Annotated in this window: 22 protein-coding genes; 14 read left to right on the top strand and 8 right to left on the bottom strand. The window is 64.1% G+C overall.

Going from position 1 to position 24536, the window contains the following annotated elements; translation table 11 throughout:
* Window positions 1-20 precede the first annotated feature (20 nt).
* The 8 genes from LB525_RS12955 to LB525_RS12920 all read left to right on the top strand — a co-directional run bounded on the left by LB525_RS12955 (window position 21) and on the right by LB525_RS12920 (window position 7166).
* A complete protein-coding gene (locus LB525_RS12955; protein ID WP_140838915.1) occupies window positions 21-890 on the top strand; it encodes an ABC transporter permease in 870 nt (289 codons plus the stop codon).
* The gene (locus tag LB525_RS12950; RefSeq protein WP_224544912.1) at window positions 890-1678 is read left to right on the top strand and encodes an ABC transporter permease; all 789 of its coding nucleotides are present in this window, start codon (window positions 890-892) and stop codon (window positions 1676-1678) included. Before LB525_RS12955 ends, LB525_RS12950 begins: the two co-directional genes overlap by 1 nt.
* Entirely contained in the window at window positions 1678-2742 is a 1065-nt protein-coding gene (locus LB525_RS12945) for an ABC transporter ATP-binding protein (RefSeq protein ID WP_224544911.1), read from the top strand. The genes LB525_RS12950 and LB525_RS12945 overlap by 1 nt, the downstream gene beginning before the upstream one ends.
* Window positions 2743-2819: 77 nt before the next feature.
* On the top strand, window positions 2820-3908 hold the full coding sequence (locus tag LB525_RS12940; protein ID WP_224522908.1) for a Gfo/Idh/MocA family protein: 1089 nt from the start codon (window positions 2820-2822) through the stop codon (window positions 3906-3908).
* Window positions 3909-3958: 50 nt separating this feature from the next.
* Window positions 3959-4873 carry a sugar phosphate isomerase/epimerase family protein gene (locus LB525_RS12935; RefSeq protein WP_224544910.1) on the top strand — a complete coding sequence of 305 codons (915 nt, stop codon included), beginning with the start codon at window positions 3959-3961 and terminating at the stop codon, window positions 4871-4873.
* 24 nt (window positions 4874-4897) lie between these two features.
* Window positions 4898-5989, top strand: a complete 1092-nt coding sequence (locus tag LB525_RS12930; RefSeq protein WP_224544959.1) for a fatty acid desaturase family protein — start codon at window positions 4898-4900, stop codon at window positions 5987-5989.
* A 29-nt stretch (window positions 5990-6018) separates the two neighbouring features.
* Complete coding sequence (locus LB525_RS12925) at window positions 6019-6333, top strand: MocE family 2Fe-2S type ferredoxin (RefSeq protein ID WP_224544909.1); 315 nt, start codon at window positions 6019-6021, stop codon at window positions 6331-6333.
* Window positions 6334-6362: 29 nt separating this feature from the next.
* A complete protein-coding gene (locus tag LB525_RS12920; RefSeq protein ID WP_224544908.1) occupies window positions 6363-7166 on the top strand; it encodes a 3-methyl-2-oxobutanoate hydroxymethyltransferase in 804 nt (267 codons plus the stop codon).
* Window positions 7167-7184: 18 nt separating this feature from the next.
* Here the strand turns inward: LB525_RS12920 and hutH are convergent, their stop codons facing one another.
* Together hutH and LB525_RS12910 are read right to left on the bottom strand one after the other, a co-directional pair.
* Window positions 7185-8681 (bottom strand): histidine ammonia-lyase, encoded by a 1497-nt coding sequence (gene hutH, locus LB525_RS12915; RefSeq protein ID WP_224544907.1) that lies wholly within the window; start codon window positions 8679-8681, stop codon window positions 7185-7187.
* Window positions 8678-9679 carry an ornithine cyclodeaminase family protein gene (locus LB525_RS12910; protein WP_224544906.1) on the bottom strand — a complete coding sequence of 334 codons (1002 nt, stop codon included), beginning with the start codon at window positions 9677-9679 and terminating at the stop codon, window positions 8678-8680. Before LB525_RS12910 ends, hutH begins: the two co-directional genes overlap by 4 nt.
* A gap of 441 nt (window positions 9680-10120) precedes the next feature.
* On the opposite strand from LB525_RS12910, the gene LB525_RS12905 reads away from it, so the two are divergent.
* The 6 genes from LB525_RS12905 (at window position 10121) to LB525_RS12880 (ending at window position 17744) form a co-directional block, all read left to right on the top strand.
* Window positions 10121-11107, top strand: coding sequence for an ABC transporter permease (locus LB525_RS12905; RefSeq protein WP_224544905.1), 987 nt, complete (start codon window positions 10121-10123; stop codon window positions 11105-11107).
* 86 nt (window positions 11108-11193) lie between these two features.
* Window positions 11194-12219, top strand: a complete 1026-nt coding sequence (locus LB525_RS12900) for a sugar ABC transporter substrate-binding protein (RefSeq protein ID WP_224544904.1) — start codon at window positions 11194-11196, stop codon at window positions 12217-12219.
* 82 nt (window positions 12220-12301) lie between these two features.
* Complete coding sequence (locus LB525_RS12895; protein WP_224544903.1) at window positions 12302-14425, top strand: ABC transporter permease; 2124 nt, start codon at window positions 12302-12304, stop codon at window positions 14423-14425.
* Window positions 14422-15474, top strand: a complete 1053-nt coding sequence (locus LB525_RS12890) for a hypothetical protein (protein WP_224544902.1) — start codon at window positions 14422-14424, stop codon at window positions 15472-15474. The genes LB525_RS12895 and LB525_RS12890 overlap by 4 nt, the downstream gene beginning before the upstream one ends.
* Window positions 15474-16970 (top strand): sugar ABC transporter ATP-binding protein, encoded by a 1497-nt coding sequence (locus LB525_RS12885; RefSeq protein WP_224544901.1) that lies wholly within the window; start codon window positions 15474-15476, stop codon window positions 16968-16970. Before LB525_RS12890 ends, LB525_RS12885 begins: the two co-directional genes overlap by 1 nt.
* 366 nt (window positions 16971-17336) lie before the next feature.
* Window positions 17337-17744, top strand: a complete 408-nt coding sequence (locus LB525_RS12880) for a carboxymuconolactone decarboxylase family protein (protein ID WP_224544900.1) — start codon at window positions 17337-17339, stop codon at window positions 17742-17744.
* A 169-nt stretch (window positions 17745-17913) separates the two neighbouring features.
* On the opposite strand, the gene LB525_RS12875 is transcribed toward LB525_RS12880, so the two are convergent.
* The 6 genes from LB525_RS12875 to LB525_RS28545 form a co-directional block, all read right to left on the bottom strand.
* A complete protein-coding gene (locus tag LB525_RS12875; RefSeq protein ID WP_224544899.1) occupies window positions 17914-19230 on the bottom strand; it encodes an IS5 family transposase in 1317 nt (438 codons plus the stop codon).
* A complete protein-coding gene (locus LB525_RS12870) occupies window positions 19113-20000 on the bottom strand; it encodes an amidohydrolase family protein (protein ID WP_224532774.1) in 888 nt (295 codons plus the stop codon). The genes LB525_RS12875 and LB525_RS12870 overlap by 118 nt, the downstream gene beginning before the upstream one ends.
* Window positions 20000-20995, bottom strand: coding sequence for a vWA domain-containing protein (locus tag LB525_RS12865; RefSeq protein WP_224544958.1), 996 nt, complete (start codon window positions 20993-20995; stop codon window positions 20000-20002). Before LB525_RS12865 ends, LB525_RS12870 begins: the two co-directional genes overlap by 1 nt.
* A 272-nt stretch (window positions 20996-21267) precedes the next feature.
* Window positions 21268-22149, bottom strand: a complete 882-nt coding sequence (locus LB525_RS12860; RefSeq protein WP_224544898.1) for an AAA family ATPase — start codon at window positions 22147-22149, stop codon at window positions 21268-21270.
* 7 nt (window positions 22150-22156) lie between these two features.
* Window positions 22157-23161, bottom strand: coding sequence for a xanthine dehydrogenase family protein molybdopterin-binding subunit (locus LB525_RS28550; protein WP_263492771.1), 1005 nt, complete (start codon window positions 23159-23161; stop codon window positions 22157-22159).
* Window position 23162: 1 nt separating this feature from the next.
* Window positions 23163-24530, bottom strand: a complete 1368-nt coding sequence (locus LB525_RS28545; RefSeq protein WP_263492770.1) for a xanthine dehydrogenase family protein molybdopterin-binding subunit — start codon at window positions 24528-24530, stop codon at window positions 23163-23165.
* Between the last annotated feature and the right edge of the window lie 6 nt (window positions 24531-24536).

The raw sequence follows: 24536 nt of genomic DNA, 5'->3' as shown, positions 1-24536 counted from the left end.
CTTTCGGTGAGGAGAGGCAGATGGCTGACCAGCTTGCGATCGGTTCGCGCCGCGGACTGAGGCCGGCCTTGCCGCTTCTCCTTCCGGCCTATCTGTGGCTGACGGTGGCGATCTTCCTGCCGCTGTCGGCCATGGTGTTCTTCTCCTTCATGACCGACCTGCCGCTGGCCGGAAAGGAATGGTCGTTCACGCTCGGCAACTATGCAGCTTTCTTCTCGCAGAGCCTCTATTCGACGCTGTTGTTTTCATCGCTGCGGCTCGGGCTGGAGGTGACGCTGTGGTGCGTCGTCATCGGCTACCCGGCGGCCTATGTGCTTGCGAAGGTGCTGAAAGGGCGCAGCCGCGAGGCGATCTTCCTGCTCGTTATCCTGCCCTTCTGGTCGAACGGGCTGGTGCGCATCTTCTCCTGGGCGATGGTGCTGCGCGAAGGCGGCATCCTCGACACCGCGCTCAATGCGTTGCTGCCGTTCAAGATCAACATTGATCTCATGTATTCCTACCCAGCCGTCATCATCGGCCTGGTGCACTCCTATGTGCCCTATATGGTGCTGACCTGCTATCTCACGCTGCAGGCCATCGATGATTCGCTGATCGAGGCGGGCCGCTCGCTTGGCGCATCGCGGCGGCAGGTGCTGTGGCGGGTGATCATCCCGCTGTCGATGCCGGGCCTGATCGCGGGTGCCGCGCTGATCTTCGTACCGGTAGTCGGCTCCTTCATGGAGCCGCGCATCCTCGGCGGCCGCACCGGTACCTTCTACGGCACCATCATCGAGGACCAGTTCGTCGCCGTCTTCAACTGGCCGCTGGGCGCGGCACTCTCCTTTATCCTGCTCGCGGTCGTGCTGATCATCCTGGCGCTGGCCGCGCCTGTCCTGCGGAGGGCTGCGTGATGGCGACGACGCGCGTCCTCGAATGGCTCGGGCGCTTCTACATCGTGCTTTTGCTCGGCTTCCTCTACCTGCCGATCATCATCATGGCGGCGATGTCCTTCAACGCTTCGCCCTTCTACCAATTGCCGTTCGAATGGACGACGGACTGGTATTCATCGCTCTGGCAGAACGACCAGTTGATCGCGGCGACCTGGAACAGCATCGAGATCGCCGTCATCACCACTTTGATCTCGACGGTGCTGGGCTCGATGGCCTCGCTGGCGCTCTACCGTTACGACTTCCGCGGCAAGAAAGTCCTGCAGGCGCTGCTCTTCCCACCGATCGCCATCCCGTGGCTGATCACCGGCACGGCAATGCTGATCTTCTTCTTCGGCGTCGGCATCGGCCGCGGGCTGGTGGCAATCCTGCTCGGCCATGTCGCGCTGGCGCTGCCTTATGTGATCGTCGTCGTGTCGGCCCGGCTGCAGACCTTCGCGCCAGAGCTGGAGGAAGCGGCGCGCTCGCTCGGCGCCAACCAGTGGCAGGTGACCATGCGGGTTACTTTGCCGTGGATCATGCCTGGGGTGATCGCCGGCGGGCTGTTCGCCTTCGCCGTGTCGTTCGACCAGTTCGTGGTCTCGTATTTCCTGTCGACGCCCGGCCAGACGACATTGCCGGTCGAAATCTATGCCGCGATCCGCAAGGGTTTCACGCCCGAGATCAACGCGGTCTCGACGATCATCATTGTCGTGTCGATGGCGCTGATGCTGCTCACGGCGCGCTTCTTCAAGTTTGGTGGAGAGAAATAATGGCTGGCGTCCAGGTCGCGAACGTTTCGCGCAGCTTCGGCGCGCACAAGGCGCTGGACGATGTCTCGATCGACTTTGCCGATGGCGGCTTCTATGCGCTGCTCGGACCGTCCGGCAGCGGCAAGACCACGCTGCTCCGCCAGATCGCCGGCTTCGATTTTCCGGATTCCGGCCGCATTGCGATCGGCGGCGAGAGCGTCGAGCGCGTGCCGGTCGAAAAGCGGCGCATCGGCATGGTGTTCCAGAACTATGCGCTGTTTCCCAATATGAGCGTTGCCGACAATATCGCCTTCGGCCTGTCGGTGCGCGGCGAGCCGAAAGCGACAATCGCTGCGGAAGTGCAACGCGCGCTCGATCTCGTGCAGCTCGGCAAGCTCGGCGGGCGAAGGCCGCATCAGCTCTCCGGCGGCCAGCGCCAGCGCGTGGCGCTGGCGCGGGCCATCGTTACCAAGCCGCGCGTGCTCTTGCTCGACGAGCCGCTCGGCGCGCTCGACAAGGCATTGCGCGTCGACATGCAGATCGAGCTGAAGCGCATCCAGCGCGAGATCGGCATCACGACCATTTTCGTCACCCACGACCAGGAAGAAGCGCTGACGATGAGCGACCGCATCGGCATATTGCGCGACGGCAGGCTGGTGCAGGAAGGACCGCCGGAAGAGATCTACGACAGGCCGCAAAGCGAGTTCGCCGCGACTTTCCTCGGCGACGCCAATATCTTTCACGGCAACGCGACCGGCTCAGGGATCAGGCTGCCCGACGGCACGACGATCGCGGCTTCGACAGGCGCATCGGTGCCGGCCGGCGCCAAGGCGAGCTGCGCCGTTCGGCCCGAGCGCATCCGGATTTCGCCCGGCGCGGCAAAGCCCGATCCAGCCAATGTCAACACGCTCACGGGGCAGGTCTCGAAACGCATCTTTGCCGGCAACAACAGCACCTATTTCGTCGACCGCTTCGGCCAGACGCTGAAGGTGATCGTCCAGAACACCGGCGCCGAGCGCCTCGCAGAGGGTCAGCCCGTCGTGCTGAGCTGGTCGCCGGACAGCACGGTGCTGATCGCGGCCTGACTGATGGGAAATGATGGCGCGGGCCTTGGCTGAGGTCCGGACCATGGCGTTATATCCATCCTCCAAGGGAGGAATGGATGGCGAGTATAGGCTTCGAACCGGACGTGACAGTTCGGGTCAGGGAATATCGGATCGGCTGTATCGGCGCCGGCATGATCATGGCCGAATGCCATCTCGCCGCCTATCACGAAGCCGGTTTTCCGGCGGTCGCCATAGCATCGCGCACCAAAGCCAATGCGCAGAAGGTCGCCGATCGCTGGAATATTGCGACCGTCCACGAGACACCGGAGCAATTGATCGAGGACAGCCAGGTCGAGATCGTCGATCTGGCCTTTCCGCCCGATCAGCAACCGGCTTTGATCCGCCATGCGTTGAAGCAGCCGCACGTCAAAGCGATCTTGGCGCAGAAGCCGCTGGCGCTTTCGGTCGAGGAAGCTGTGAAGCTGCGCGACGAAACGGCTGCGTCCGGCAAGATCCTCTCGGTCAATCAGAACATGCGCTATGATCAGTCGATGCGCGTCTTGAAGCAGATCATAGACAGCGGCGCGCTTGGCGACATCGTCTTTGCCGAGATCGACATGCACGCGATCCCGCACTGGCAGACCTTCCTTGCCGATTACGACCGACTGACGCTCGCCAATATGAGCGTGCATCACCTCGACGTGCTGCGTTTCCTTTTTGGCGAACCGGAGGAGATAACCACGCTGACGCGCAAGGATCCGCGCACGGCGTTCGAGCACTCGGACGGCATCACCGTGTCGACGCTGCGCTTCCCCTCGGGCGTGCTTGCCGTTTTGCTGGAGGACGTCTGGTCCGGCCCGCGCCAGGAGGGTTACGAGGACGATCAGCACATCAATTGGCGGGTCGACGGCATCAAGGGCGTCGCCAAGGGCACGATTGGATGGCCGAAGGGCGTCGCGTCGACGTTGACCCATGCCTCGAGCGAAACGACGGGCGGCAAATGGGTCAGCCCAAGCTGGGAGACGATGTGGTTCCCGCATGCATTCATCGGCGTCATGGAGCAGTTGCAATACGCGCTGAAGACCGGCACGCCGCCGGCGCTGTCGGTCGCCGACAACGTCAAGACCATGGCGCTGGTCGAGGCCGGCTACCGATCGATGGCGGAAGGTCGCACGATCAGGCTGTCCGAAATCTCTGTCGACTAGGCGACTAAAAGGCAGGGCAACTGAATCGCTTACCCAGAGGACTTCACCTCATGATGCAGGCAGGTATCTTCACAGGCTATTTTCCCTACGAGCTGGAAGAGTCCGCCAGGCGCATCCGTGCGCTCGGCTTCAACACCGTGCAGCTCGACCTGCATTTCAAGGATATCGACCTGTCGGCCGGGCAGATCTCCACGGAAAAGGCGCGGAAAGTGCGCGACACATTTCGCGATCATAACCTGCCAGTCTGCTGCGTGTCCGGCTACACCAACATCATTCATCCGGACAAGACCGAGCGCGACAGGCGACTGGCGTATCTGAAGGAGATTATCCGCAACGCGCGCGAATTCGGCAGCCCTTACGTGATCTCGGAGACCGGCACCTACAACACCGAATCCGACTGGGTTCACCACCCGAAGAACAAGACCGAAGAGGGGTTCGAGGAATGCCGCAAAGTGATTTCCGACCTTGCCCGGACGGCTTACGACCACGGCGCAGTGTTTCTGCTTGAGACCTATGTCAACAACGTCGTCGGTTCGGTCGAGGAGACGGTCAGGATGTTCGCACAGGTCGACCACCCCGGCCTCGGCCTGTTGATGGATCCGACCAATTACTTCGAGGCACACAACATCGACCGCATGGACCAGGTGCTGAACCAGGTGTTCGACACGCTGAGCGACAAGATTAGGATCGCGCATGCCAAGGACGTCAAGCGCTCGGGCAGCGACAAAACCGAAAAGCATGCCGATATCGGTGACGCGGACGCGCATGAGGGGCTTACCTTCCGCGGCGTCGGCGAGATCGAGCTGCCGGCGCCGGGCCTCGGTGCGCTGAACTACGACCTCTATCTGAAGCGGCTCAGCGAGAAGCATCCGAACATCCCGGTGATCATCGAGCACCTGACCGAGGACGACGTGCCGCGCGCGAAAAAATTCCTCGATGAGAAATTCTGCGCCAACGGAGTTTGACGGCTGGGGAATATGACGATGGCGATGGCCGGCAGCAGCAAGCGCGACTACAGCCTTGTCGGCGAAAGCACTCGGCTTGCGATCGAGACCGGGCTCGCCTCGGCCGAGTGGTACCATACCGACGTGCCGCGCAAGACCATGAAGGAATTGATGCAGCGCTCCGACGGGCCGGCGATCCGCGACACCATCATCTGGATCGTTGCGATCCTGGGCTCGGCGGCCGGCATCGTCTGGTTCTGGGGCAGTTGGTGGGTCGTGCCGTTCCTGTTCGTCTATGGCGTGCTCTACGGCTCGTCGAGCGACTCGCGCTGGCACGAATGCGGCCACGGCACCGCCTTCCGCACGCGCTGGATGAACGACGTCGTCTACCACATCGCTTCCTTCATGCTGATGCGCAACCCGGTGCAGTGGCGCTGGAGCCATGCGCGCCACCACACCGACACCATCATCGTCGGCCGCGACGCCGAGATTGCGGTGATGCGGCCGCCGGACCTCATCAAGGCGGCGCTTGCTTTCACGGGCATCCTCGACTTCCGTTATGCGCTGCCGACGCTGGTGCGCCAGGCCTTCGGCACATTGTCGGACGACGAGAAGAGTTACATTCCGGAGATGGAGCAGCACAAGGCGGTGACCGCGGCGCGCTGGCACATGGTCGTGTATGCCGCGACGATTGCTGTCGCGATCGCGCTTGGATCATGGATACCGCTCGTATTGATCGGCCTGCCGCGGCTCTACGGCACTTGGCACATGGTGCTGACGGGGCTGTTGCAGCATATCGGGCTGGCCGACAACGTCACCGATCACCGGCTGAACACGCGCACCGTCTACATGAACCCGGTCAGCCGCTTCATCTACTGGAACATGAACTACCATGTGGAGCACCACATGTTCCCGATGGTTCCGTACCACGCGCTGCCGAAACTGCATGAATTGATCAAGCACGATCTGCCAGTGGCGAACCCGTCGATGTGGCATGCCTATCGCGAGGTCTGGCCGGTGCTGCTCAGGCAGCTGAAATACGAGGACTATTATCTCAAGCGCGAATTGCCGCTGACGGCCAAGCCGTATCGCGGCGAATTCCATGATCTCGACATAACGGCCGCGGCCGCCGAATAGGCGCAGCATAGGCAAACTGGAGACAGACGATGGCGGAGTGGGTCGAAGCATGCGAGGTCGACGACGTGGACGAGGAGGATGTGATCCGCTTCGACCATGGCGGCCGCACCTTCGCGATCTACCGCTCGCCGGAGGACGCGTTCTTCGCCACCGACGGTTTTTGCACGCATGAAAAGGCGCATTTGGCCGACGGGCTGGTGATGGACGACATCATCGAATGCCCCAAGCACAATGGCCGCTTCAACTACAAGACCGGCCAGGCCAAGGGCGCGCCGGTCTGCGTCAACCTCAAGACCTATCCGGTCAAGGTCGAGGCCGGTAAGGTGATGATCGATATCGGCTGAAAGCCGCCAGACAAAACAGGATGTAACCGATGAGCCGGAAGAGACCGACCGTTGCCGATCTGCGCGCCATGAAGGGCAAGCGGCAATTGACCATGCTGCGCGTGCTGACGCTGGAGGAAGCCGAGGCTGCCGAGCGGGCAGGGGTCGACATCGTCTCGGTGCCGCCGGAACTGGTTCTCAACCCGCAATATCGCGACGCCGCGCCCAGCCTCTTCACCATGCCGGGCGACAATTTCTTCGAGATCGGCACGGCCGACGATTTCGTGCGCTGGTCGTTCCGGCTCTACAAAGCCGGCGCCGACGCGGTCTATTGCAGCGCCGGCTACGCCACGATCAAGCGCATGGCCGACGACGCCATCCCGGTGATCGGCCATGTCGGCCTGATCCCGTCGCGCGCGACCTGGACCGGCGGCTTCAAGGCGGTCGGCAAGACAGCCGATACGGCCATGCAGGTGTTCGAGGCGGTCAAGCAGCTGGAAGCTGCCGGCGCGATCGGCGCCGAGATCGAGGTGGTGCCGGTGGAAGTGGCGAAGGCGATCTCGGAACGTACTTCGCTGATCATGCTGTCGATGGGCGCCGGCACCGGCTGCGACGCGCAATATCTGTTCGCCGAAGATATTCTCGGCACAAATCGCGGTCACATGCCGCGCCACTCGAAAGTCTATCGCAACTTCGCCGCCGAATATGACCGGCTGCAGCAGGAACGCATCGCGGCGTTTTCCGAATATGTCGCCGACGTCAACAGCGGCGCCTATCCGGAAGACAGGCATGTCGTGCCCATGGATCCGGACGAGCTCACCCACTTCATGAGGAAGGTGGACGCAAAGCCCTGAACCAAGAATCGAAAAGCGTCAGCCCGTGGCCGGAGGGCCTTGCCAGATTCCGCTGACGAGAGCGGCATAGAGCGCTTCAGCGTCGATGCCGAGCGGCCTGTCTTCCTTGAGCGTCGCCACATGCGAACGCACGGCCGCGTGGATCGCGCCGGTGGCCGGCGCGAGCGCCATGCCCTCGCGCAAGTCGATGGCCTGCGCCGCGGCCATCAGCTCGAAGGCGATCAGCCGCCGCCACAGCTCGATCATCTCGGCGCATTTGGCGACGGCGAGCGGCGTCTGCGTGGCGTGATCCTCGACGCCCTCGGACACGGGCAGGAAATCGAGCATCACCGGATTGGCCTTGTGGCGGATCGCGGCCAGGATCGCCGCCACCGTCTTCTGCAGCGGCACGAAGCCGGCAGAGGCGCCGCCGACCGGCGACAAATATTTCGGCAGGCCGTGGCGGGTTGAGCCGGTGAGCTGGACGAAGCGCGCGGCAGACGCTGCCGCGCATTGGGCGATCGCCAGGCCAAGCGTCTCGAAGGCGAGCGCCAGCGACGCTGTGTGGAAATTGCCGGTCGACATGACCAGTTCATCATCGGCCAGCACCAGCGGATTGTCGGCGGCGGCGTTGAGCTCGATCTCGACAGCCAGCCGTGCATGGTCGATCGCCTGGATCAGCGCGCCGTGGATCGAGGGCATGCAGCGGATCGACAGCGGGTCCTGGATGGTGGTCGGCGCCGGCGCCTCATCGCGCGCCAAGAGGTCGCGCAGCGCCTTGGCCGCAAGCTGCTGGCAGGCGCCCGGGCGTGCCTGATGCTGGCGCGGGTCGAGGATGGTGCGGTTGGCGTCGATGCTTTCCATCGTCAGCGCGCCGGCCTGCTGCTGTTGGTCGAGCGCCGACAGCGCATCGGTCAGCGCCAGCGCTCCGGTCCCGACGGAAACGGCCGAGGCGTTGATCAGGGAAAGACCGTCCTTCGGCGAGAGAGTGACCGGTGCAAGCCGCGCCATCATCAGCGCCTTGGCGGCAGGCATGCGGCGGCCCTGATATTCGGCTTCGCCATCGCCAATCAGCACGCGGGCGACCGCCGTCATCAGCAGAAGATCGCCGGCGCCGATCGAGCCGAGCGACGGCATCACGGGATGCACGCCGGCATTGAGCGCTTCGACCAGCGCGGTGAACACGCGCGGCGACAGGCCCGAGCCACCGGAAGCGAGCATCGCAAGGCGGGCGAACATCGACGCCCGCACCACCGGAACCGGCAGAGCATCGCCGACGGCGGCGCTGCGGCCTTCGATCAGCTGGCGCTGGAAGGCGCCGGCGTCGCCTACGACAGCCGTGACGAGATTGGCGCCGAGCCCGGTGTTCAGCCCGTAAATCTGCTGGCCGCCGGCCGCGGCTGCATCGAGGACCTGGCGAGCCTTGTCGAGCTTTTCAAGCACGGCAGGCGTGATCTCGACCTTGCAGGCGTTGCGCGCGGCGGCAACCACATCCTCGATGCTGATGCCCGCGCCGGTGAGAACGAGCGGGCTCATGCGAAGCGCAGCCTCTGGCCGATGCCTTTTTCCGCGGCCTTGGCGAGCATGGCCTTGCCCAGCGCGATGTCCGACAGCGAGAGGCCGCGATGCCAGAACAGGATCGTCTCGCCATCGCTTTGCCGGCCGGCTTTGAGGCCGGCCGCGATCTGGCCGAGCTCGGCATGCAGCGTCGCCTCGCTCAGCCGTCCCGTCTCGACATGGGCGCGCAGCGAGCCGAACTTGCCGCCCTTGCACTGGCCCCAGTCGTCGACGACGATCTTCTGCATGATATCGGTCAATGACAGCTCGACCGCGCTCATCGTGCCATAGGGCACGACCAGCGCGCCGCGCTTGATCCATTCGGTCTTGAGCAGCGGCTGCGGTTCCGGCAGCCGCGAGGCTTCGACGACGATGTCGGCGCCTTCGACGCAGCTTTTCCAGTCAGCCACGGCCATGACCGGCTTGCCGAGGTCGGCCGCCAGCCTCGCGACAAAGCTATCGCGGCTTTCGGGGCGGCGTGAGTGGACGCGGATCTCGTCGAAGTCGAAGAGATGGTCGAGCAGGCGCACGTTCCAATAGGCGGTGCCGCGCGCGCCGATATGGCCGAGCACCTTGGACGACCTCTTCGCCAAATGCTTGGCGCCGATGGCGGTGACCGCGCCGGTGCGCATGTCGGTGATGACGGTGGCGTCGAGGATGGCGCGCGGCGTGCCGGTGCGCGGATCGAAAAGATTGAGAATGCCGAATTCCGACGGCAGGCCATGCCTGTAGTTGTCGACATAGTCGCCGACGATCTTCACGCCGGCGGCATCGAGCGGCGCCACATAGCCGCGCAGCACGTTGAAGTGGCCGTGGAAGGAGGGATCCGGCTCGAGATGGACGCGCGGCTCGATAACAGTCTGGCCGTTCCCCTGCGCGACGAGCCCGGCTTCGACGGCGCCGATGATCTCGGCGTCGGTCATGGCAAGCGCTTCGATGTCGAGAGCATTGAGATAGTCGATATAGATCGGCTTCATGCGTTTTCCTCGGCCACCCCGGGCTCATCCATAACAGGCGAAACGGCGACACGGAAGTTTGTTGGATAAGCTCTGGACTGGGCCTGCGCCACGGCGATGTGTGCATGCTCCTGCCGGCCAATGCCGGCGCCGAGGTTCCAGGCCATTCAGCGAAGAATTGACGTCGCGCCGGGCGCATTTTGCGGACTTAAATTGCGTCGGTCCCGCGGGGTCCGAACAGGTTCTTCCGCGCGCCGCGCGATCGCGGCAACGAACCGCCAAAACCCCAAGAGTTTCCGCCTATTGCGCCAGTTGCAGCAATCGATGCGTCCACTCGGAAAATAGTCGGAGAGGCGCCGTTCTTGAACGCGGATTCATTTGACGAGCCGCTGTTGAGCCGATTAGCTTTCATGCGGGGTGCAGGCCGGCAAGGCCTTGCCCTCGGGGCGAAAGACACAAGCGATGAATGCGATCGGCTGGCCGAACTGGAGGCGCCTTAATCAGGAAGGCATCGTCTTTGCCATCGCCATCCTGTTGTTCGCCGCCGCTGCGCTGGGCCTGCCCGGTTTCCTGACCGCCGACAATCTGGTGGCCATCGTCCGCTCGGTCTCGGTGCTCGGCACTCTGGCGCTTGGCATGGCGGTCGTCATCATCGGCCGCGGCATCGACCTGTCGGCGGTGGCGATCATGGCGATGTCGGTCGCCTGGTACCTGCAACTGCTCAACACCGGAACTTCGGACGGACTCGCCTTCGTCTATGTGCTGGCGGGCGTTTTAGCCATCGGCCTGCTCAACGGCTTTCTCGTCGCCTATGCCGACGTGCCGGCGATCTTCGTGACCTTGGCCACCGGCTCCTTTGTGTTCGGCTATGTGCGCTCGCAACTGATCACGCAGGATGCCGTGCCGGTGCCCGGCGGACACTGGGTCGAGCTGCTCGGCGGCGTCCGCTTCCTCGATATTCCGGTCGAGGTGTTCGTCTTCGCCGGGCTGGCTTTCCTGGTGTTCCTGTTCCTGCGCTACACCAAATGGGGCCGCTTCATCTATTTCGCCGGCGACAGTCCGGTCGCTGCCCGCAACATCGGCGTTCCGGTGCGGCCCATGCTGGTGCTGCGCTATGTGCTCTCGGCCTTCGTGGCGCTGATCGCCGGGCTTTTGACGGCAGCCAGCCTGCATTCGATCAACACCCGCATCGTCAACTCGACGCTGCTCTACGACATCGTCCTGGTGGCGGTGATCGGCGGCATCGGACTTTCGGGCGGCAGGGGCGGGGTGCGCAACGTGCTGGTGGGGGCGGCGCTGATCGGCATCCTGCTCAACGCCATGACCATCATCGACATTCCGCTGCTCTACCAGAACCTGATCAAGGCGGCGATCCTGCTCGGGGCCATCATCGTCGACGGCATCATCAATCCGCGCGACGAGCAGACGGCGCAACAAGGCGACATTTAGAGCAGATGGCAAGGCCATCTTGCTCTCGGGTACCCGGCGCGATCGTGACGATCGGCCGGCAATGAAAACCGAACCAGAGGTGTGACATGAAACTAATCAGGACATTGATGGCCGCCGCCACGGCGCTCGCCGTTACCGCCTTCGCGGCGCCGAGTCTTGCCGCAGACGATCCCGGCCCGGCCGCCTATGCCAAGGCGCTCAACGGCAAGCGCGTCATGCTGGTGCCGCTGGCGATGGGCTTCGACCTGGCGCAGGGTTGGGCGCACTACCTGAAGAAGGAAGTCGAGGCCTGGGGCGGCACGTTCGAGACCCGCGACCCGAACTGGGTGGTCGATGCCGGCGCGCAGGCGATCACCGACGCCATCGCTTCGGACACGCGGCCGGACGTGCTGATCATTCATGCGCCCGACCTCAACTCCTACTCGAAGCTGATGAAGAAGGCGCAGGCCGCCGGCACCTATGTGCTGCTGGTCGACAATCCGGCGAACTTCCCGGCCGACGCCTTCGTCGGCAGCGACTGGGACAAGCTCGGCCAGCTCGAAGCCGAAGCGGCGATCAAAGGCTGCGGCGAGAATTCGTCCAAGAAGATCGGGTTGGTGCAGGGCGACCAGGCGAACTCGTCGAGCCTCTACCAGTATGCCGGCATCATGAAGGTGCTGGAGAAGCATCCCGACTTCCAGGTCGTGGCAAAGCCCGACTCGAACTGGGACGCGACCACGTCGCGCAACGTGACGACGACGATGCTGCAGCAGCACCCGGACATCTGCTCGATCATCGACTTCTGGGACGGCGACGCCACCGGCGCCTCGGCCGCGATCCGCGACGCCAAGCTCGACGGCAAGGTGTTCCTGGTCACCACCGGCGGCGGCGAGAAGGCGGCCGATTGCGACAAGCTGAACGACGGCACCTATGGCGCCGTGGTGATGACCGATCTTGCCCGCCAGTCGGGCGACATGAACGCCATCATCAAGTTCCTGCTGCAGAGCGGCCAGCCGGCCGGCACCTCGCACACCTACATCTACACGCTGGAGAAGGCGACGACCAAGGCCGACCTCAAGCCCGACAGCTGCTGGGACCTGAAGGCGCTGCAGGCCGAAGCGGCGGCGAAATAAGCCGCGCAGCCGTAAAAGCATCCACGGGGTGGCCGGATCGTTCCGGCCGCCTCTTTCCCGTTTTTAATGACAGCGGCAGCCGATGAATTTCCGTGAACGCCTCCAGGCCTGGCGCTACAATCTCGTGCCCGACCATCTGATCGGCGAGATCCTGACCAAGCGCTGGACCGACAACGCCATACCTTTCCTGGCGCTGGTGGCGACGCTCGGGGTGTTCGGCTCGATCATTCCGGGTTTCTTCAAGCTCACCTCGCTGCAGGAATCCACTCGACAGCTCGGCGAGTTCTCGCTGGTCGTCATCGGCATGACCGTGGTGATGCTGGGCGGCGGCATCGATCTTTCGGTGGGCTCAATCTTCGCGCTGTCCTGCTTCTCCGCCGTCTACGTCTTCTTCATTCTCGAACAGTCGATCTGGCTGGCCTTGGCCGCGGCACTTTGCACGGGGCTCGTCTTCGGCGCCGTCAACGGCTACCTCGTCGGCTATCTCAGGCTGCGTGCCTTCCTCACCACGCTGGTCACCTTCATCTTCGGGCGAGCGCTGTTCGACATCCTCGTCACCACCTATGCCGCCGACGTGCAGCTTTCCCAGGCAAGCTCCGATGTGCTCGACTTCATCGGCGACGGCACGTTCTGGGGCCTGTCGGTCTCGGTCTGGCTGGCCATCATCCTTGCCGTCATCACGCATATCGCGCTGACGCGCTCGCGCCCAGGCTGGCATGTGCTGGCGGTGGGCGGCTCCCGGCGCTCCGCGCATAATGCCGGCATCCGGGTGCGGCGCACCGTGTTCATGACCTACGTCTTTTCCGGCTTCTGTGCCTCGATCGGCGGCTTCCTGATCGCCTGCCGGTTGAGCGGGGCAGGGCCGGGCACCGGCCTCAATCTCGAGATCATGGCGCTGACCGCGGCCGTGGTCGGCGGCGTCAGCCTCGGAGGCGGGCGCGGCTCGGTGGTCAAGGGGCTGATGGGCGCCATCATCGTTCTGACCATGACCAACGGCCTGATCCGGCTTGGCTACGGCACAGGCACCAACCAGATGGTGCTCGGCATCCTCTTGGCGGTCGCCGTCACCATCGACATCCGCTGGCTGAAGAACCGCCACAAGGTGCTGAACGAGGTCTATGTCGCGCCTGTCTACCTCAAGATGGGCGAGACCCAATCGGCCGCGCCCGGTTCCGGCACGTCCTACGAACTCGACAACCGGCTCTCGGCCGCGGACCATATCGGGCTCGGCGAGCTGGAGGGGCCGGAGGACGTCATCCTCGACCGCGACGACCATCTGTATTGCGGCACGCGTCATGGCGAGATCGTCCGCTTCTTCGCACCGGACTATGTGAAGTCGGAAGTCTTTGCCCATATCGGCGGCTTTCCGCTGGGCTTGGCCTTCGACAGGGCCGGCAATCTGATCAGTTGCGTCGGCGCCATGGGGCTCTATTCGGTCTCGCCGGACCGGGAGGTGAAGCGCCTCTCGGCAGAGACGGCGCGCTCCTGGACCTCGATCGTCGACGATGCGCGTCTGCGCGACCCGAACGATTGCGACATCGCGCCGGACGGCCGCATCTATTTTACGGATTCGACCAAGCGCTATGACGCCCATGATTGGGCGCTGGACTCGATCGAGAATCGCGCCACGGGCCGTCTTTTGGTGTACGACCCGAAGGACGGTTCGACCAAGACGCTGCTCGACGGCTACCGCTACACCAACGGCGTGTGCATGGCGCATGACGGCAAGTCGCTGTTCTTCGCCGAAAGCTGGGGCTGTCGCGTGCATCGCTATTGGCTGGAAGGGCCGAAAGTGGGAACGGCCGAATGCGTCATCCGCGACATGCCGGGCTATCCCGACAACATCAACCGGGCTTCCGACGGCAATTACTGGATGGCCTGGCTCGGCATGCGCACGCCAAGCTTCGACCTGTCGCTGCGCCATCCCGACATGCGCAAGCGCATGACGCGCCGCCTGCCGCAGGACGAGTGGCTGTTTCCCAACATCAACACCGGCGGCGTGGTGAAGTTCAACGAGAAGGGCGGCATTGTCGAGACGCTCGGCGATCTTTCCGGCAACGCGCATCCGATGGTCACCTCGATGCGCGAGCACAAGGGCTACCTGTTCGTCGGCGGCATCCTCAACAACCGCATCGGGCGCTACAAGATCAGTGGTGCGGACCCGAACTGGACGAGCCCCGCTTCCTATTGGGGAGACAAGCCATGATCCTCGATCCGATCCTGGATGTCTTTCGCGGCAAGGCGGTCACCATACCGCCGCTCGACGGCGCCTTTCGCCCCAACACGCGGCTGGACGACGCGCCGGCCTTCGCCGAACTGAGCGAGCCGGACAATCTGCTGGTGTCTGACGGGCGGCTGCTTGTCTCCAGCGGCAACGCTCTCCTGGCGGTTGCGGCTGGTTCCGAGCCCGTCGCTGTCGAAACCTTTCAATCCCCCATCACCGCGCTGGCGCTGTCGCCATCGGGCGAACTGACCGTCGGGCTGGAGAGCGGCAGACTGCTGATTGCCGGCAAGGAGGTTTCGCTGCCGGCCGAAATAAGGTGCATCACAGCGCTTGCCTATGCCGATGACGGCACGCTGTGGCTGGCCAATGGCTCCAGCGAACATGCTCCGTCGCAATGGGCGACCGACCTGATGAAGAAGGGCGCATCCGGTTCGCTGTGGCGGTGCGGGGCGGGTGGCATCGGTTTTCAGAAGATCGCCGGCGACATCGCCTTTCCTTATGGGCTTCACCCGCTCGGCGGCGATGTGCTGGTGAGCGAAAGCTGGCGCCACCAGCTCGTGCGCTTTGACGGCGCGACTGGCAACCGCACCACGGTGCTGACGCATCTGCCCGGCTATCCGGCGCGGTTGGCGCCGGCCGGCGGCGGCGCATGGCTGACGCTGTTTGCGCCGCGCAACCGGCTGATCGAATTCGTGCTGCAGGAAACACATTATCGCCGCGACATGATCGGCCAGGTGCCGCCGGCCTACTGGATTGCGCCGGCGCTGGCCTCCAACCGCAGCTTCCTCGAGCCGCTGCAATGCGGCGGCATCCGCACCATGGGCATCCACAAGCCGTGGTCGCCCAGCCGCTCCTATGGGCTCGTCGTGAAACTCGACCGGGCCCTGCAGCCGCAGTTCAGCCTGCACAGCCGCGCCAACGGCACGCGGCACGGCATCTGCAGCGCGGCGGAAAAGGACGGTCGCCTGTTCGTCGCCTCGAAGGGCGGTGATTGCGTGCTGGCGCTCGACCTCGCTTCGGGTGGTTTCTGATGGAACCGATCGTCCGTCTGGAAAACGTCACCAAGACCTATCGCGGCGTGCCGGCGGTAAAGAACGTCACGTTCGATCTGAGGAAGGGCGAGATCCATGCGCTGCTTGGCGAGAACGGCGCCGGCAAGTCGACGCTGACCAAAATCATCGCCGGCGTCGTCGACGCGACTTCGGGCAAGATGTTCCACAAGGGCGTCGAGACGGCTTACGCCTCGCCGCACGCCGCGCTGGAAGCGGGCATCGCCATGGTGTTCCAGGAGACCAGCCTGGTGCCGTCGATGACGGTGGCGCAGAACCTTTATCTCGGCACCGAGAAATTCCTCAACCGGCTGCGCGGCACCTACATCTCGGCGCAGCAATTCCTGCAGTCGCTGAATTTTCCGGTCGATCCCAACGCGATGGTGGCGACGCTGGGCGCGGCCAAGCGGCAGATGGTCGAGATCGCGCGCGCCGTCCACCATAATGCCGAGATCATCATCTTCGACGAACCGACGGCGACGCTGACGCCGGAAGAGAAACGCCACTTCTTCGCGCTGATCCGGAGGCTTAAAGCGCGCGGCGTGTCGATCGTCTTCATCAGCCACGCGCTGGAAGAGGCGCTGATGATTGCCGACCGCATCACCATCCTGCGCGACGGCGAACTGGTGATCGCCGACCAGACATCGGCTTTCGACCGCGACAAGATCGTCGCGGCCATGGTGGGCCGCTCGCTGTCGGGGCAGATCTATCGCCAGCGCGACGAGACGAAATTGCGCAAGGCCGGCAAGAAAGTGCTCTCGGTGCAGGACATCTCGATGAGCAACATCGTGCGCAACAATTCCTTCTCGATTTTCGAAGGCCAGATCACCGGCGTGTTCGGGCTGATCGGATCGGGCCGCACCGAGACCTTCAAGATTGTCTCGGGTATCTACAAGCGCGACTTTTTGCGCGGCGGCGCGATTGAATTGGACGACAAGCCGGTGCGCTACCTCGTGCCGAGCGAGGCGGTGGCCGACGGCATCGTCTACGTCACCGAGGACCGCAAGAGCGAAGGCATCTTCGAGACAATGGGCATCGCCGAGAACCTGTTCGGCGGCCTGCTCGCCGCCGGCCGCGAGAAGGCCTGGATGATCAACCAGCAGGAGATGCGGCAGCTCTCGGCCGAATGGACCAAGACACTCAACATCAAGGCGATCAACGACAACGCCCGCGTGGTCGAGCTTTCCGGCGGCAACCAGCAGAAGGTGGTGATCGGCAAGGGGCTGGTGCAGCAGCCGCGCATCGTCATCTTCGACGAGCCGACACGCGGCGTCGATGTCGGCGCCATCGCCGAGATCCACCAGATCATCAACCGGCTGGCCGACGAGGGCCTCGCCGTCGTCGTCATCTCGTCCTACCTGCCGGAGATCATGAACCTGTCCGACCGCATCCTTGTCTGCCGCCAGGGCCGCATCGTCGAGGAGTTCTCGCCGGCGGAGGCGACGGAGGAGAAGATCATGTACGCGGCGGTGCATTAGGGTGTCGCTGGTGGCACCTTGACAATTGGCCGGAGCCTCCGCGACGTCGTCATCCACGGGCGGAGCAAGGAGCGCAGCGACGCGCGCAGACCCAAGGATCCATGCCGCGACTTTTAGGCGCGGCTACGGTCCAGAATTCTGCTCCGCTGCGCCCTTCGCGTGAGGGCACGGAATGGATTCCAGGGTCTGCGCGCGTCGCTTCGCTCCTTGCTCCGCCCTGGAATGACGATGCTGAGGTGCTTCGGCCAATGTCCGCGGCAGTGTGTTGCTTCGAGCTAAAAATTGAATCGGAGAAACACGTTAGCTGTCTATGCGCAACACTTGGTTCAACGACCTCGACCGGCGATTCAAACGAAAGGAAACACCATGGCCACCACAAAACTCCTCAGCGATGCCGAGGTCGAAAAGATCCCGGCGGTGAAGGCGGTGTTCGACGATATCCGGGCGACGCGAAAATCCGACTTCGTGAACAATTTCTGGCGCGGGCTGGCCAATGATCCGGCGGCGCTGAAACGGGTGTGGGAGCAGCTCAAGGCGGTGATGGTCACCGACGGCGCGATCGATCCGCTGACCAAGGAAATGATCTATATCGCGGTCTCGACCGCCAATGGCTGCTCCTATTGCGTCCACTCGCACACGGCCGCAGCGCGGGCCAAGGGCATGACGGAGGCGCAGCATGGCGAGCTGGTGTCGATCATCGGGCTTGCGGGACAGACCAACCATCTGGTGACGGCAATGCAAATCCCGCTCGACCCGCAGTTCGAGGTGAAGTGAGGCGCCGGCTTCCCCTTCTCCCCCTGTGAGGGCTTTGCACGGGAGAGTGAATTCTGTTTGTTGGGCTAATGAGGCGTTTTTTGAAGGCCATGGGAGCGGTTTTGGGCGGCTTTGCGGGGCATTTGCCGGGTTAGGCGGCCAATCCGCTTGGCTGCGGACGCACTCCTCCTCATGCTCGTCTCTCAGCAGGTGGAAAGAGGGCGCCGATCATGGTCCTTAGATTGTAGGCGCAGGCCGCCAGCATGCACTGCGTGCGGTTGGTGGCCAGGTTGAAGAAGCGCACGCGCCGCATGCCATAGTGCTCCTTGAATACGGCGAACGGCCGCTCGACCGCCGCGCGCACCTTGGCGATCAGCCGGTTGCGCAGCTTTTGGCGCGGCGGCAGCTCGGGGTGATGCTTGTTGGCCCGCCGCATCAGCCGATCCTTGATGTTGGCCTCGGCTAGCCGATCGTGCCTGGCGTGGGTGTAATAGGCCTGATCGCCATAGGCCGCCTTCTCGTCGCCGCAGATCAGCTGGTCGGCCGGCTCGGTGTCGGTGAGCGAGGCGTCGCTCACCTCGACGCGCCGGATGATGGTGTGCGCCTGGTCAGCGCCGATGTGCATCTTGTAGCCGAAGGTGCTCTTCTTGCCCTTCTTGCCCCAGCGCGCATCCTTGTCGGACGACGGCTTGATCGGACCATGATGGCCCTTCTTGGGCTGCTTGGGCGGGCGGCCGCGAGCCTGCAAGAATGTGGCATCGACCAAGGTACCGCGCTTGACGATCAGGCTCTTGGCCTCCAGTTGGCGATTGATCTCCTCAAAGATCTTGTCGATCAGACGCTCGCGCGTCAGTTCCTCGCGGCAACGCCACAGCGTCGAGTGATCAGGCGTGCGATCCGAAAGGCTGAAGCCGGCAAAGCGGCGGAACGACAGCCGGTCCCGGATTTGCGCTTCAAGCGCGGGATCGCTCAGCCCATGCCACACGCCCAGCAGCAAACAACGCACCAGCGGCTCGGCTGGATAGCTGGTGTTGCCAGAGCCAGGACCGCTGCGATGACCAAGCAAGGTTCGGATCGGCGCCCAGTCCAGTTCCTTCGCTATCAGGTCGAAGATCGTCTCATCCGACGCCGCAAAACCGTCCGCTAGGCTCAATTGGCCAAGCACTCGATCGACCATCGCGAATCCCTCCTCGCCGGATATCCGCATGGAATCACCGATCCGATTCTGTGCAAAGCCCTTCTTGTGGGAGAAGGTGGCCGAGCGAAGCTCGGACGGATGAGGGGTGTTCCAGGGAATGCCAACGTCACACTCCGATGGAGCACCCCTCATCCGTCTCGGCGCTTCGCGCCGATCCACCTTCTCCCACAAGGGGAGAAGGAAAAGCCGCGCTACACCGGCCGATACACCTTCGCGGCCGTATTCCAGAAGATATCCGCCTCGGCCTTGGTGCCATGCTTCGCCACCGCCGCGCGGTGCGCTTTGATCAGCTCGGCATGGCTGGTCCACAGCTTCTCGATCGGGAAGTTCGAGCCGAACATCAGCCGGTCGCTGCCGAGGATCTCGATCGCGTTGTCGACGATGTAGGCGATGAGCTCCGGGTCGTTGCGGTGGACGAAGGTGCCGAGCCCCGAGAGCTTGGCGTAGACATTGGGCGCTGCCGAAAGCGTGCGGAGGCCCGCCTTCCAGGCTTCGGTGGTTTCCGGCTCCATGCCGGTCAGCATGCCGGCATGGGTGAGGATGAAATTCGTCTGAGGGTTTTCGCCGACTAGTGTCAGCCCGTCCTTCATCTGCGCGGGAAAGAGCTGCAGGTCGAAGGAGAGGCCGTAATCCTTCAAACGCGCCACGTTCTTCCGCACTTTCGGATCGATCACCTGGTCGGCCGAAGCGGCGAAGCGGAAGGCGGGCGTTTCATGCCAGTGAAGCTGCATGCGCACGCCGCGCAGCAGCGGATACTTTTTCAATCGGTCGATCTGCGGGCGGACGTCGTCGACCGTCATGTCGGCATAGCCGACGATGGCGTGCGGCCAGCCGGTTTCATCCGCGGTCTTCTGCAGGAAGGCGACTTCCTTCTCGAAATCCTCCTTGGCCCAGTTGGTCTGGACATAGACGGCCTTCTCGACGCCTGAGCCTTTCTGGTCCTCGAGGAACTCGGTGATCGGATAGTCGCGGCGGATCGGCTCGTAGGGGCCGAAGATGCGCGGCACCATCGGCCCGACCAGCCAGGGCTGATCCTTCTGGCGCCAGATGTGGAAATGCGCGTCGATGGCTTTCTGCATCACGATATCCTTTTCCAGATGGAAGCGGCCGCAGGCGCAGGACGGGCGAGCGACAGGATGAAATCGGTCAGGCTCTTGGCCGACGAGCCGTCGACCAGATCGTCAAGCGCCGGCAGGATGGCGCGGAGCGCCGCAGTTTCCGGGCGGAAGCGCGGATCGCCGGCGAGCGGGCTCGCCAGCGACAGCCGGAAGGCGCGGGCGCTCAACCGCCGCATCGCGATCTCCAGCTCGGCATGGCTGCCGCGTTCCAGCCCGTCGGACAGCATGACGACGCAGGCGCCGCGCGCGAAGGCGGAGAAGCGCGGCACCGACAGGAAGGCCAGCAATGTCGGCCCCATGCGGGTGCCGCCATCCCAATCCTCGACGAGTGCTGCGGCGCGGGCGAGCGCCTGCTCGCGGTCGCGGATGCGTAACGCCGAGGTGACGCGGGTAAGCCGCGTGCCAAAGGTGAAGACTTCGGCGCGGTCCGCGCCTTGCACCGCCGCATGCGCCAGCTTGAGGTAGTCGGCCGTGTGCAGCTTCATCGATCCGGAGACATCGATGAGCAGGAGCAGCTTTCGCGGCACTGGCTGCCGGCGGCGTAGCAGCGGCGAGGGGATGTCGCCATCGGCGCTGACGATTTCGCTGAGCGAGCGCCTGAGGTCGAGCGTGCCGCGCGAACGCGTGCGCATGGTGCGGAAAGAACGGCGCGCGGGGAGGGCGGAGGCGAGCTTGCGGCGGAACTGGCCGAGACCATCGGGATCGCGCTGGAAATCGCGACTGCTCAATCGCTCGAGCACCGAGGAGAGCTCGCCGCCTTTCCCCTGGCGGGCGATCTGCTTCTCTTCCTCGCGCGTGCCGCGATCGTCCTTGACGCGGGTCTCGTCGTCCTTCTCGCCTTCGATCGAAGGCTTGGCGTCGCCGTAGAAATGGGCGCGGAAATGCGCCTCGAATTCGTCGCGGCGATCGGGCGAGGGCGCAAGCGTCGCGAGCGCTGCTTCGCGGATGTCGTTCATCGAGCGCGGGCCGAGCAGGGTCACGGCCTGCATGAAGCTGGTGATTTGTTCGGGCGCGATGGCGAAGGCGTGATGACGGAGCAAACGGGCGAAGCCGAGGAAGAGTGCGGCGGCGCGAGGTAAGCGCTCCTCTCCCCGTTTACGGGGAGAGGATGCCGGCAGGCAGGTGAGGGGCAGCGCTACCTTCTGCCCAGTGTGGCGCTGCCCCTCGTCCGCCCCTTCGGGGCACCTTCTCCCCGTAAACGGGGCGAAGGGGTTGTCGAGGTTGCGGCTCACCCCAGCGCCTCCTCGACAATCCTCCCCAGTTCCGGCGCAATGGCAGTCAAATCCTCCTCGTCCTTGATCAGCACGCCGATGGCCCGCCGAAAGGCCTCCGGCCACGGGCTGCCGCCTTTTTCGAGGATGGTCGCGGCATTCGCCCATTCGACCGCTTCGGCGATGCCGGGCGGCTTGGCCAGTGGCCGCGCCCGGATCTCCTGCACGGCGTTGGCCACGGCACGTGCGGTGGCTCCCGCGACGTCGCCTGAGCGCAGCATGATGATCTCGGCCTCGCGCTGGGCGTCGGGATAGCCAATCCAATGATAGACGCAGCGGCGGCGCAGCGCTTCGGCCAGCTCGCGCGTGCGGTTGGAGGTGAGGATGACGATCGGCTGCGTCGCGGCACGGATCGTGCCGCGCTCCGGGATGCTGATCTGGAAGTCTGAGAGGAATTCGAGCAGCAGCGCCTCGAATTCATGATCGGAACGATCGATCTCGTCGACCAGCAGCACGCGCTGCTCCGGCGCGCGAAGCACCTGCAGCAGCGGTCGGGCGATCAGGAATCGATCGTCGTAGATATCGATCTCGTGCTCGCCGGCATGGCGGATGGCGAGCAGCTGGCGCTGGTAGTTCCATTCGTAAAGCGCGTGCCCGGCATCGACGCCTTCGTAGCATTGCAGGCGCACCAGCTCACGGCCGAGCAGTTCGGCGACCGCCTTGGCGGCCTCGGTCTTGCCGACGCCCGGCGCGCCTTCGAGCAGCAACGGCTTGCCGAGCCGAATCGCCAGGAAGATCGCGGTGGCAAGGCTGTCGTCGGCCAGATAGCGCGAGGCGGCAAGACGCGCGGCTATCGCCTCTGGCGAAGCAGTGACCGCAACGGCGTCGGCGTTTGCCATCTTCCCCTCAGCCCGCGGCCTGCGCCTTCAGCGCGCGCAGGATGCGCTCGGGCGTGATCGGCAGCGTGTCGACGCGCACGCCAACGGCGTCGAAGACGGCGTTGGCGATGGCGGGGATCTGCGGGTTGGCGCACATCTCGCCCGGACCCTTGGCGCCGAACGGTCCATCGGCGGAAGGACGTTCGAGCACGATGATCTCGGTCTCGGCGAGATCGCCTGGACCCGGCATCAGATACTGGTTGAAGTCGGTGCCGCCGTGGTCGCGGTTCGGGTAATAGGGCTCGGTCGTCTCGTAGAGCGCGTGGCTGATGCCCATCCAGGAGCCGCCGACCAGTTGCTGCTCGACCATCTTCGGGTTCAGCGCGCGGCCGATCTCGAAGACGTTCTTGACGGTAAGCACCGTCACCTCGCCGGTCTCGTCGTCGACCTCGACCTCGGCCACCGTGCAGGCATGGGCATAGCAGGTGGAGGGCTTCATCGCGCCGGTCTCCTTCTCCGGATAGGAGCGCGGGATCAGAAACATGCCGCGGCCGGAGATCGAGCGGCCGCGCTTGAAATGCGCCGACAGCGCGACATCGAAGATCGAGATCGATTTCTGCGGCGCGCCCTTCACCTGGATGTTGCCCTGCCCGTCGGTCTCGAGATCGGAGGCGTTCACCTCCAGCTCTTCGGCCGCCACTTCCAGCATGACCTGGCGCGCCTCCTTGGCCGCCTGGATGACGGCGTTGCCGGCGCGGTGCGTGCCGCGCGAGGCAAAGGTGCCCATGCAGTGCGGGCCGGTGTCGGTGTCGGCGGTGTCGATGACGACGCGGTCGGTCGGCACGCCGATCGTCTCGGCGCAGATCTGCGCCATGATCTGCTTCATGCCCTGGCCCAGATCGACACTGGACAACGTCACCATGAAGTTGCCGGTCGGGGTCGAATGGACCAGTGCCTGGGTCGGGTCGCCGCCAAGATTCATGCCGGTCGGATAGTTGATCGCGGCGATGCCGCGTCCACGCCGGATCGCCATCTCAGGCTTCCTTCCTGTAGGAGGACATCGTCATGTATTTTTCCGCGACCGGCCAGTTGGCGACGCGCGAGGCTTCCTGCATGCATTCGATCAGCGCCGCACCCTCGGTCGGCTGGCGATGCGCCTTCATGTCGCCGTCGCGATAGGCGTTGACGAAGCGGAATTCGAGCGGATCCATGCCGATCAGCCGCGCCAGCTTGTCCATCTGCACCTCCAGCGCGAAGTCGCCGATGGTGACGCCGAAGCCGCGCATGGCCGACGAAGGGGTGCGGTTGGTGTAGACGCAATAGGTGTCGATCCAGACATTCGGGATCGTATAGGGGCCTGGATAGTGGGCCGCGCCCTTCTGCGCGCCATAGGGCGAGTGGCGCGAATAGGCGCCGGCGTCGGTATAGCCGGTCACCTTGCGCGCGACGATGCGGCCGTCCTTCATGACGCCGTCCTTGATGATCACCTTTTCGGCGGCGCGCGGCGAGGAGATCTGCATCTCCTCCTCACGGCTGTAGATAAAACAGACCGGGCGTCCGGTCAGCTTGGCCGCGAGGATGGCGATCGGCTCGACGACGACGTCGACCTTGCCGCCGAAGCCACCGCCAACGGTGCCGCCGACGAAATGCAGCTTCGAGCCGGGCATCTGCAGGATGATCGAGGCGTTGTCGAGGGTGAAGAACATCGCCTGCGTGTTGGTGTAGCAGGTGAAGCGGTCATTGCCTTCCGGCGCCACCACGCAGCCCGTGGTTTCGGTCGGGGCGTGCTCGATCGGCGAGGACTGGTAGGACTGTTCGAGGATGTGGTCGGCCTGGGCAAAGCCTGCCTCGACATCGCCGAAGCGCACCTTGCGGCATTCGCCGCTGTCATAGAGGTAGTAATTCTGGCCGTGATATTCGTTGACCAAAGGCGCGCCGGGCTTCAGCGCTTCTTCCATGTCGAAGACGGCCGGCAACACCTCATAGTCGACCTTGACCTTGGCGGCGGCTTCCTGCGCGGCGCGCTCGGTCTCGGCCAATACCGCCACCACGGCCTCACCCTTCCACCGCACCTTGCCGTCGGCAAGCACGGTTTCGTCCTCGGGACCGATCTGGATCAGGATCAGGATGGTGTAGACATTGTGCGGCACGTCCTTGGCGGTCAGCACGCGCACCACGCCCGGATGTTTCTCCGCTTCCGACGTATCGATCGAGCGGATGCGGGCATGGTGGTGCGGGCTGCGCACCATCTTCAGATGCAGCATGCCCGGGAAGTTTCGGTCGGCGAAATAAACGGTCTTGCCGGTGACATGTCCCGGCGAGTCGAGCCGCGGGCGACCCTGGCCGATCTCATGCAGGCCGTCCTTGCGGACATCGGCGAAATAATCCTTGCGCAGTTCCATGGCTCG

The organism is Mesorhizobium sp. CA16, assembly GCF_020165175.1.
Taxonomy (GTDB): domain Bacteria; phylum Pseudomonadota; class Alphaproteobacteria; order Rhizobiales; family Rhizobiaceae; genus Mesorhizobium.
The sequence above is the reverse complement of the archived record's forward strand: the minus strand, read 5'-3'. Positions and strand labels throughout refer to the sequence as shown.

Excerpts from the sequence above, each read along its gene's own strand:
- LB525_RS12955 (WP_140838915.1), top strand. The coding sequence starts at position 21 with ATGGCTGACCAGCTTGCGATCGGTTCGCGCCGCGGACTGAGGCCGGCC.
- LB525_RS12950 (WP_224544912.1), top strand. The coding sequence starts at position 890 with ATGGCGACGACGCGCGTCCTCGAATGGCTCGGGCGCTTCTACATCGTG.
- LB525_RS12945 (WP_224544911.1), top strand. The coding sequence starts at position 1,678 with ATGGCTGGCGTCCAGGTCGCGAACGTTTCGCGCAGCTTCGGCGCGCAC.
- LB525_RS12940 (WP_224522908.1), top strand. The coding sequence starts at position 2,820 with ATGGCGAGTATAGGCTTCGAACCGGACGTGACAGTTCGGGTCAGGGAA.
- LB525_RS12935 (WP_224544910.1), top strand. The coding sequence starts at position 3,959 with ATGATGCAGGCAGGTATCTTCACAGGCTATTTTCCCTACGAGCTGGAA.
- LB525_RS12930 (WP_224544959.1), top strand. The coding sequence starts at position 4,898 with ATGGCCGGCAGCAGCAAGCGCGACTACAGCCTTGTCGGCGAAAGCACT.
- LB525_RS12925 (WP_224544909.1), top strand. The coding sequence starts at position 6,019 with ATGGCGGAGTGGGTCGAAGCATGCGAGGTCGACGACGTGGACGAGGAG.
- LB525_RS12920 (WP_224544908.1), top strand. The coding sequence starts at position 6,363 with ATGAGCCGGAAGAGACCGACCGTTGCCGATCTGCGCGCCATGAAGGGC.
- hutH (WP_224544907.1), bottom strand. The coding sequence starts at position 8,681 with ATGAGCCCGCTCGTTCTCACCGGCGCGGGCATCAGCATCGAGGATGTG.
- LB525_RS12910 (WP_224544906.1), bottom strand. The coding sequence starts at position 9,679 with ATGAAGCCGATCTATATCGACTATCTCAATGCTCTCGACATCGAAGCG.
- LB525_RS12905 (WP_224544905.1), top strand. The coding sequence starts at position 10,121 with ATGAATGCGATCGGCTGGCCGAACTGGAGGCGCCTTAATCAGGAAGGC.
- LB525_RS12900 (WP_224544904.1), top strand. The coding sequence starts at position 11,194 with ATGAAACTAATCAGGACATTGATGGCCGCCGCCACGGCGCTCGCCGTT.
- LB525_RS12895 (WP_224544903.1), top strand. The coding sequence starts at position 12,302 with ATGAATTTCCGTGAACGCCTCCAGGCCTGGCGCTACAATCTCGTGCCC.
- LB525_RS12890 (WP_224544902.1), top strand. The coding sequence starts at position 14,422 with ATGATCCTCGATCCGATCCTGGATGTCTTTCGCGGCAAGGCGGTCACC.
- LB525_RS12885 (WP_224544901.1), top strand. The coding sequence starts at position 15,474 with ATGGAACCGATCGTCCGTCTGGAAAACGTCACCAAGACCTATCGCGGC.
- LB525_RS12880 (WP_224544900.1), top strand. The coding sequence starts at position 17,337 with ATGGCCACCACAAAACTCCTCAGCGATGCCGAGGTCGAAAAGATCCCG.
- LB525_RS12870 (WP_224532774.1), bottom strand. The coding sequence starts at position 20,000 with ATGCAGAAAGCCATCGACGCGCATTTCCACATCTGGCGCCAGAAGGAT.
- LB525_RS12865 (WP_224544958.1), bottom strand. The coding sequence starts at position 20,995 with ATGAACGACATCCGCGAAGCAGCGCTCGCGACGCTTGCGCCCTCGCCC.
- LB525_RS12860 (WP_224544898.1), bottom strand. The coding sequence starts at position 22,149 with ATGGCAAACGCCGACGCCGTTGCGGTCACTGCTTCGCCAGAGGCGATA.
- LB525_RS28550 (WP_263492771.1), bottom strand. The coding sequence starts at position 23,161 with ATGGCGATCCGGCGTGGACGCGGCATCGCCGCGATCAACTATCCGACC.
- LB525_RS28545 (WP_263492770.1), bottom strand. The coding sequence starts at position 24,530 with ATGGAACTGCGCAAGGATTATTTCGCCGATGTCCGCAAGGACGGCCTG.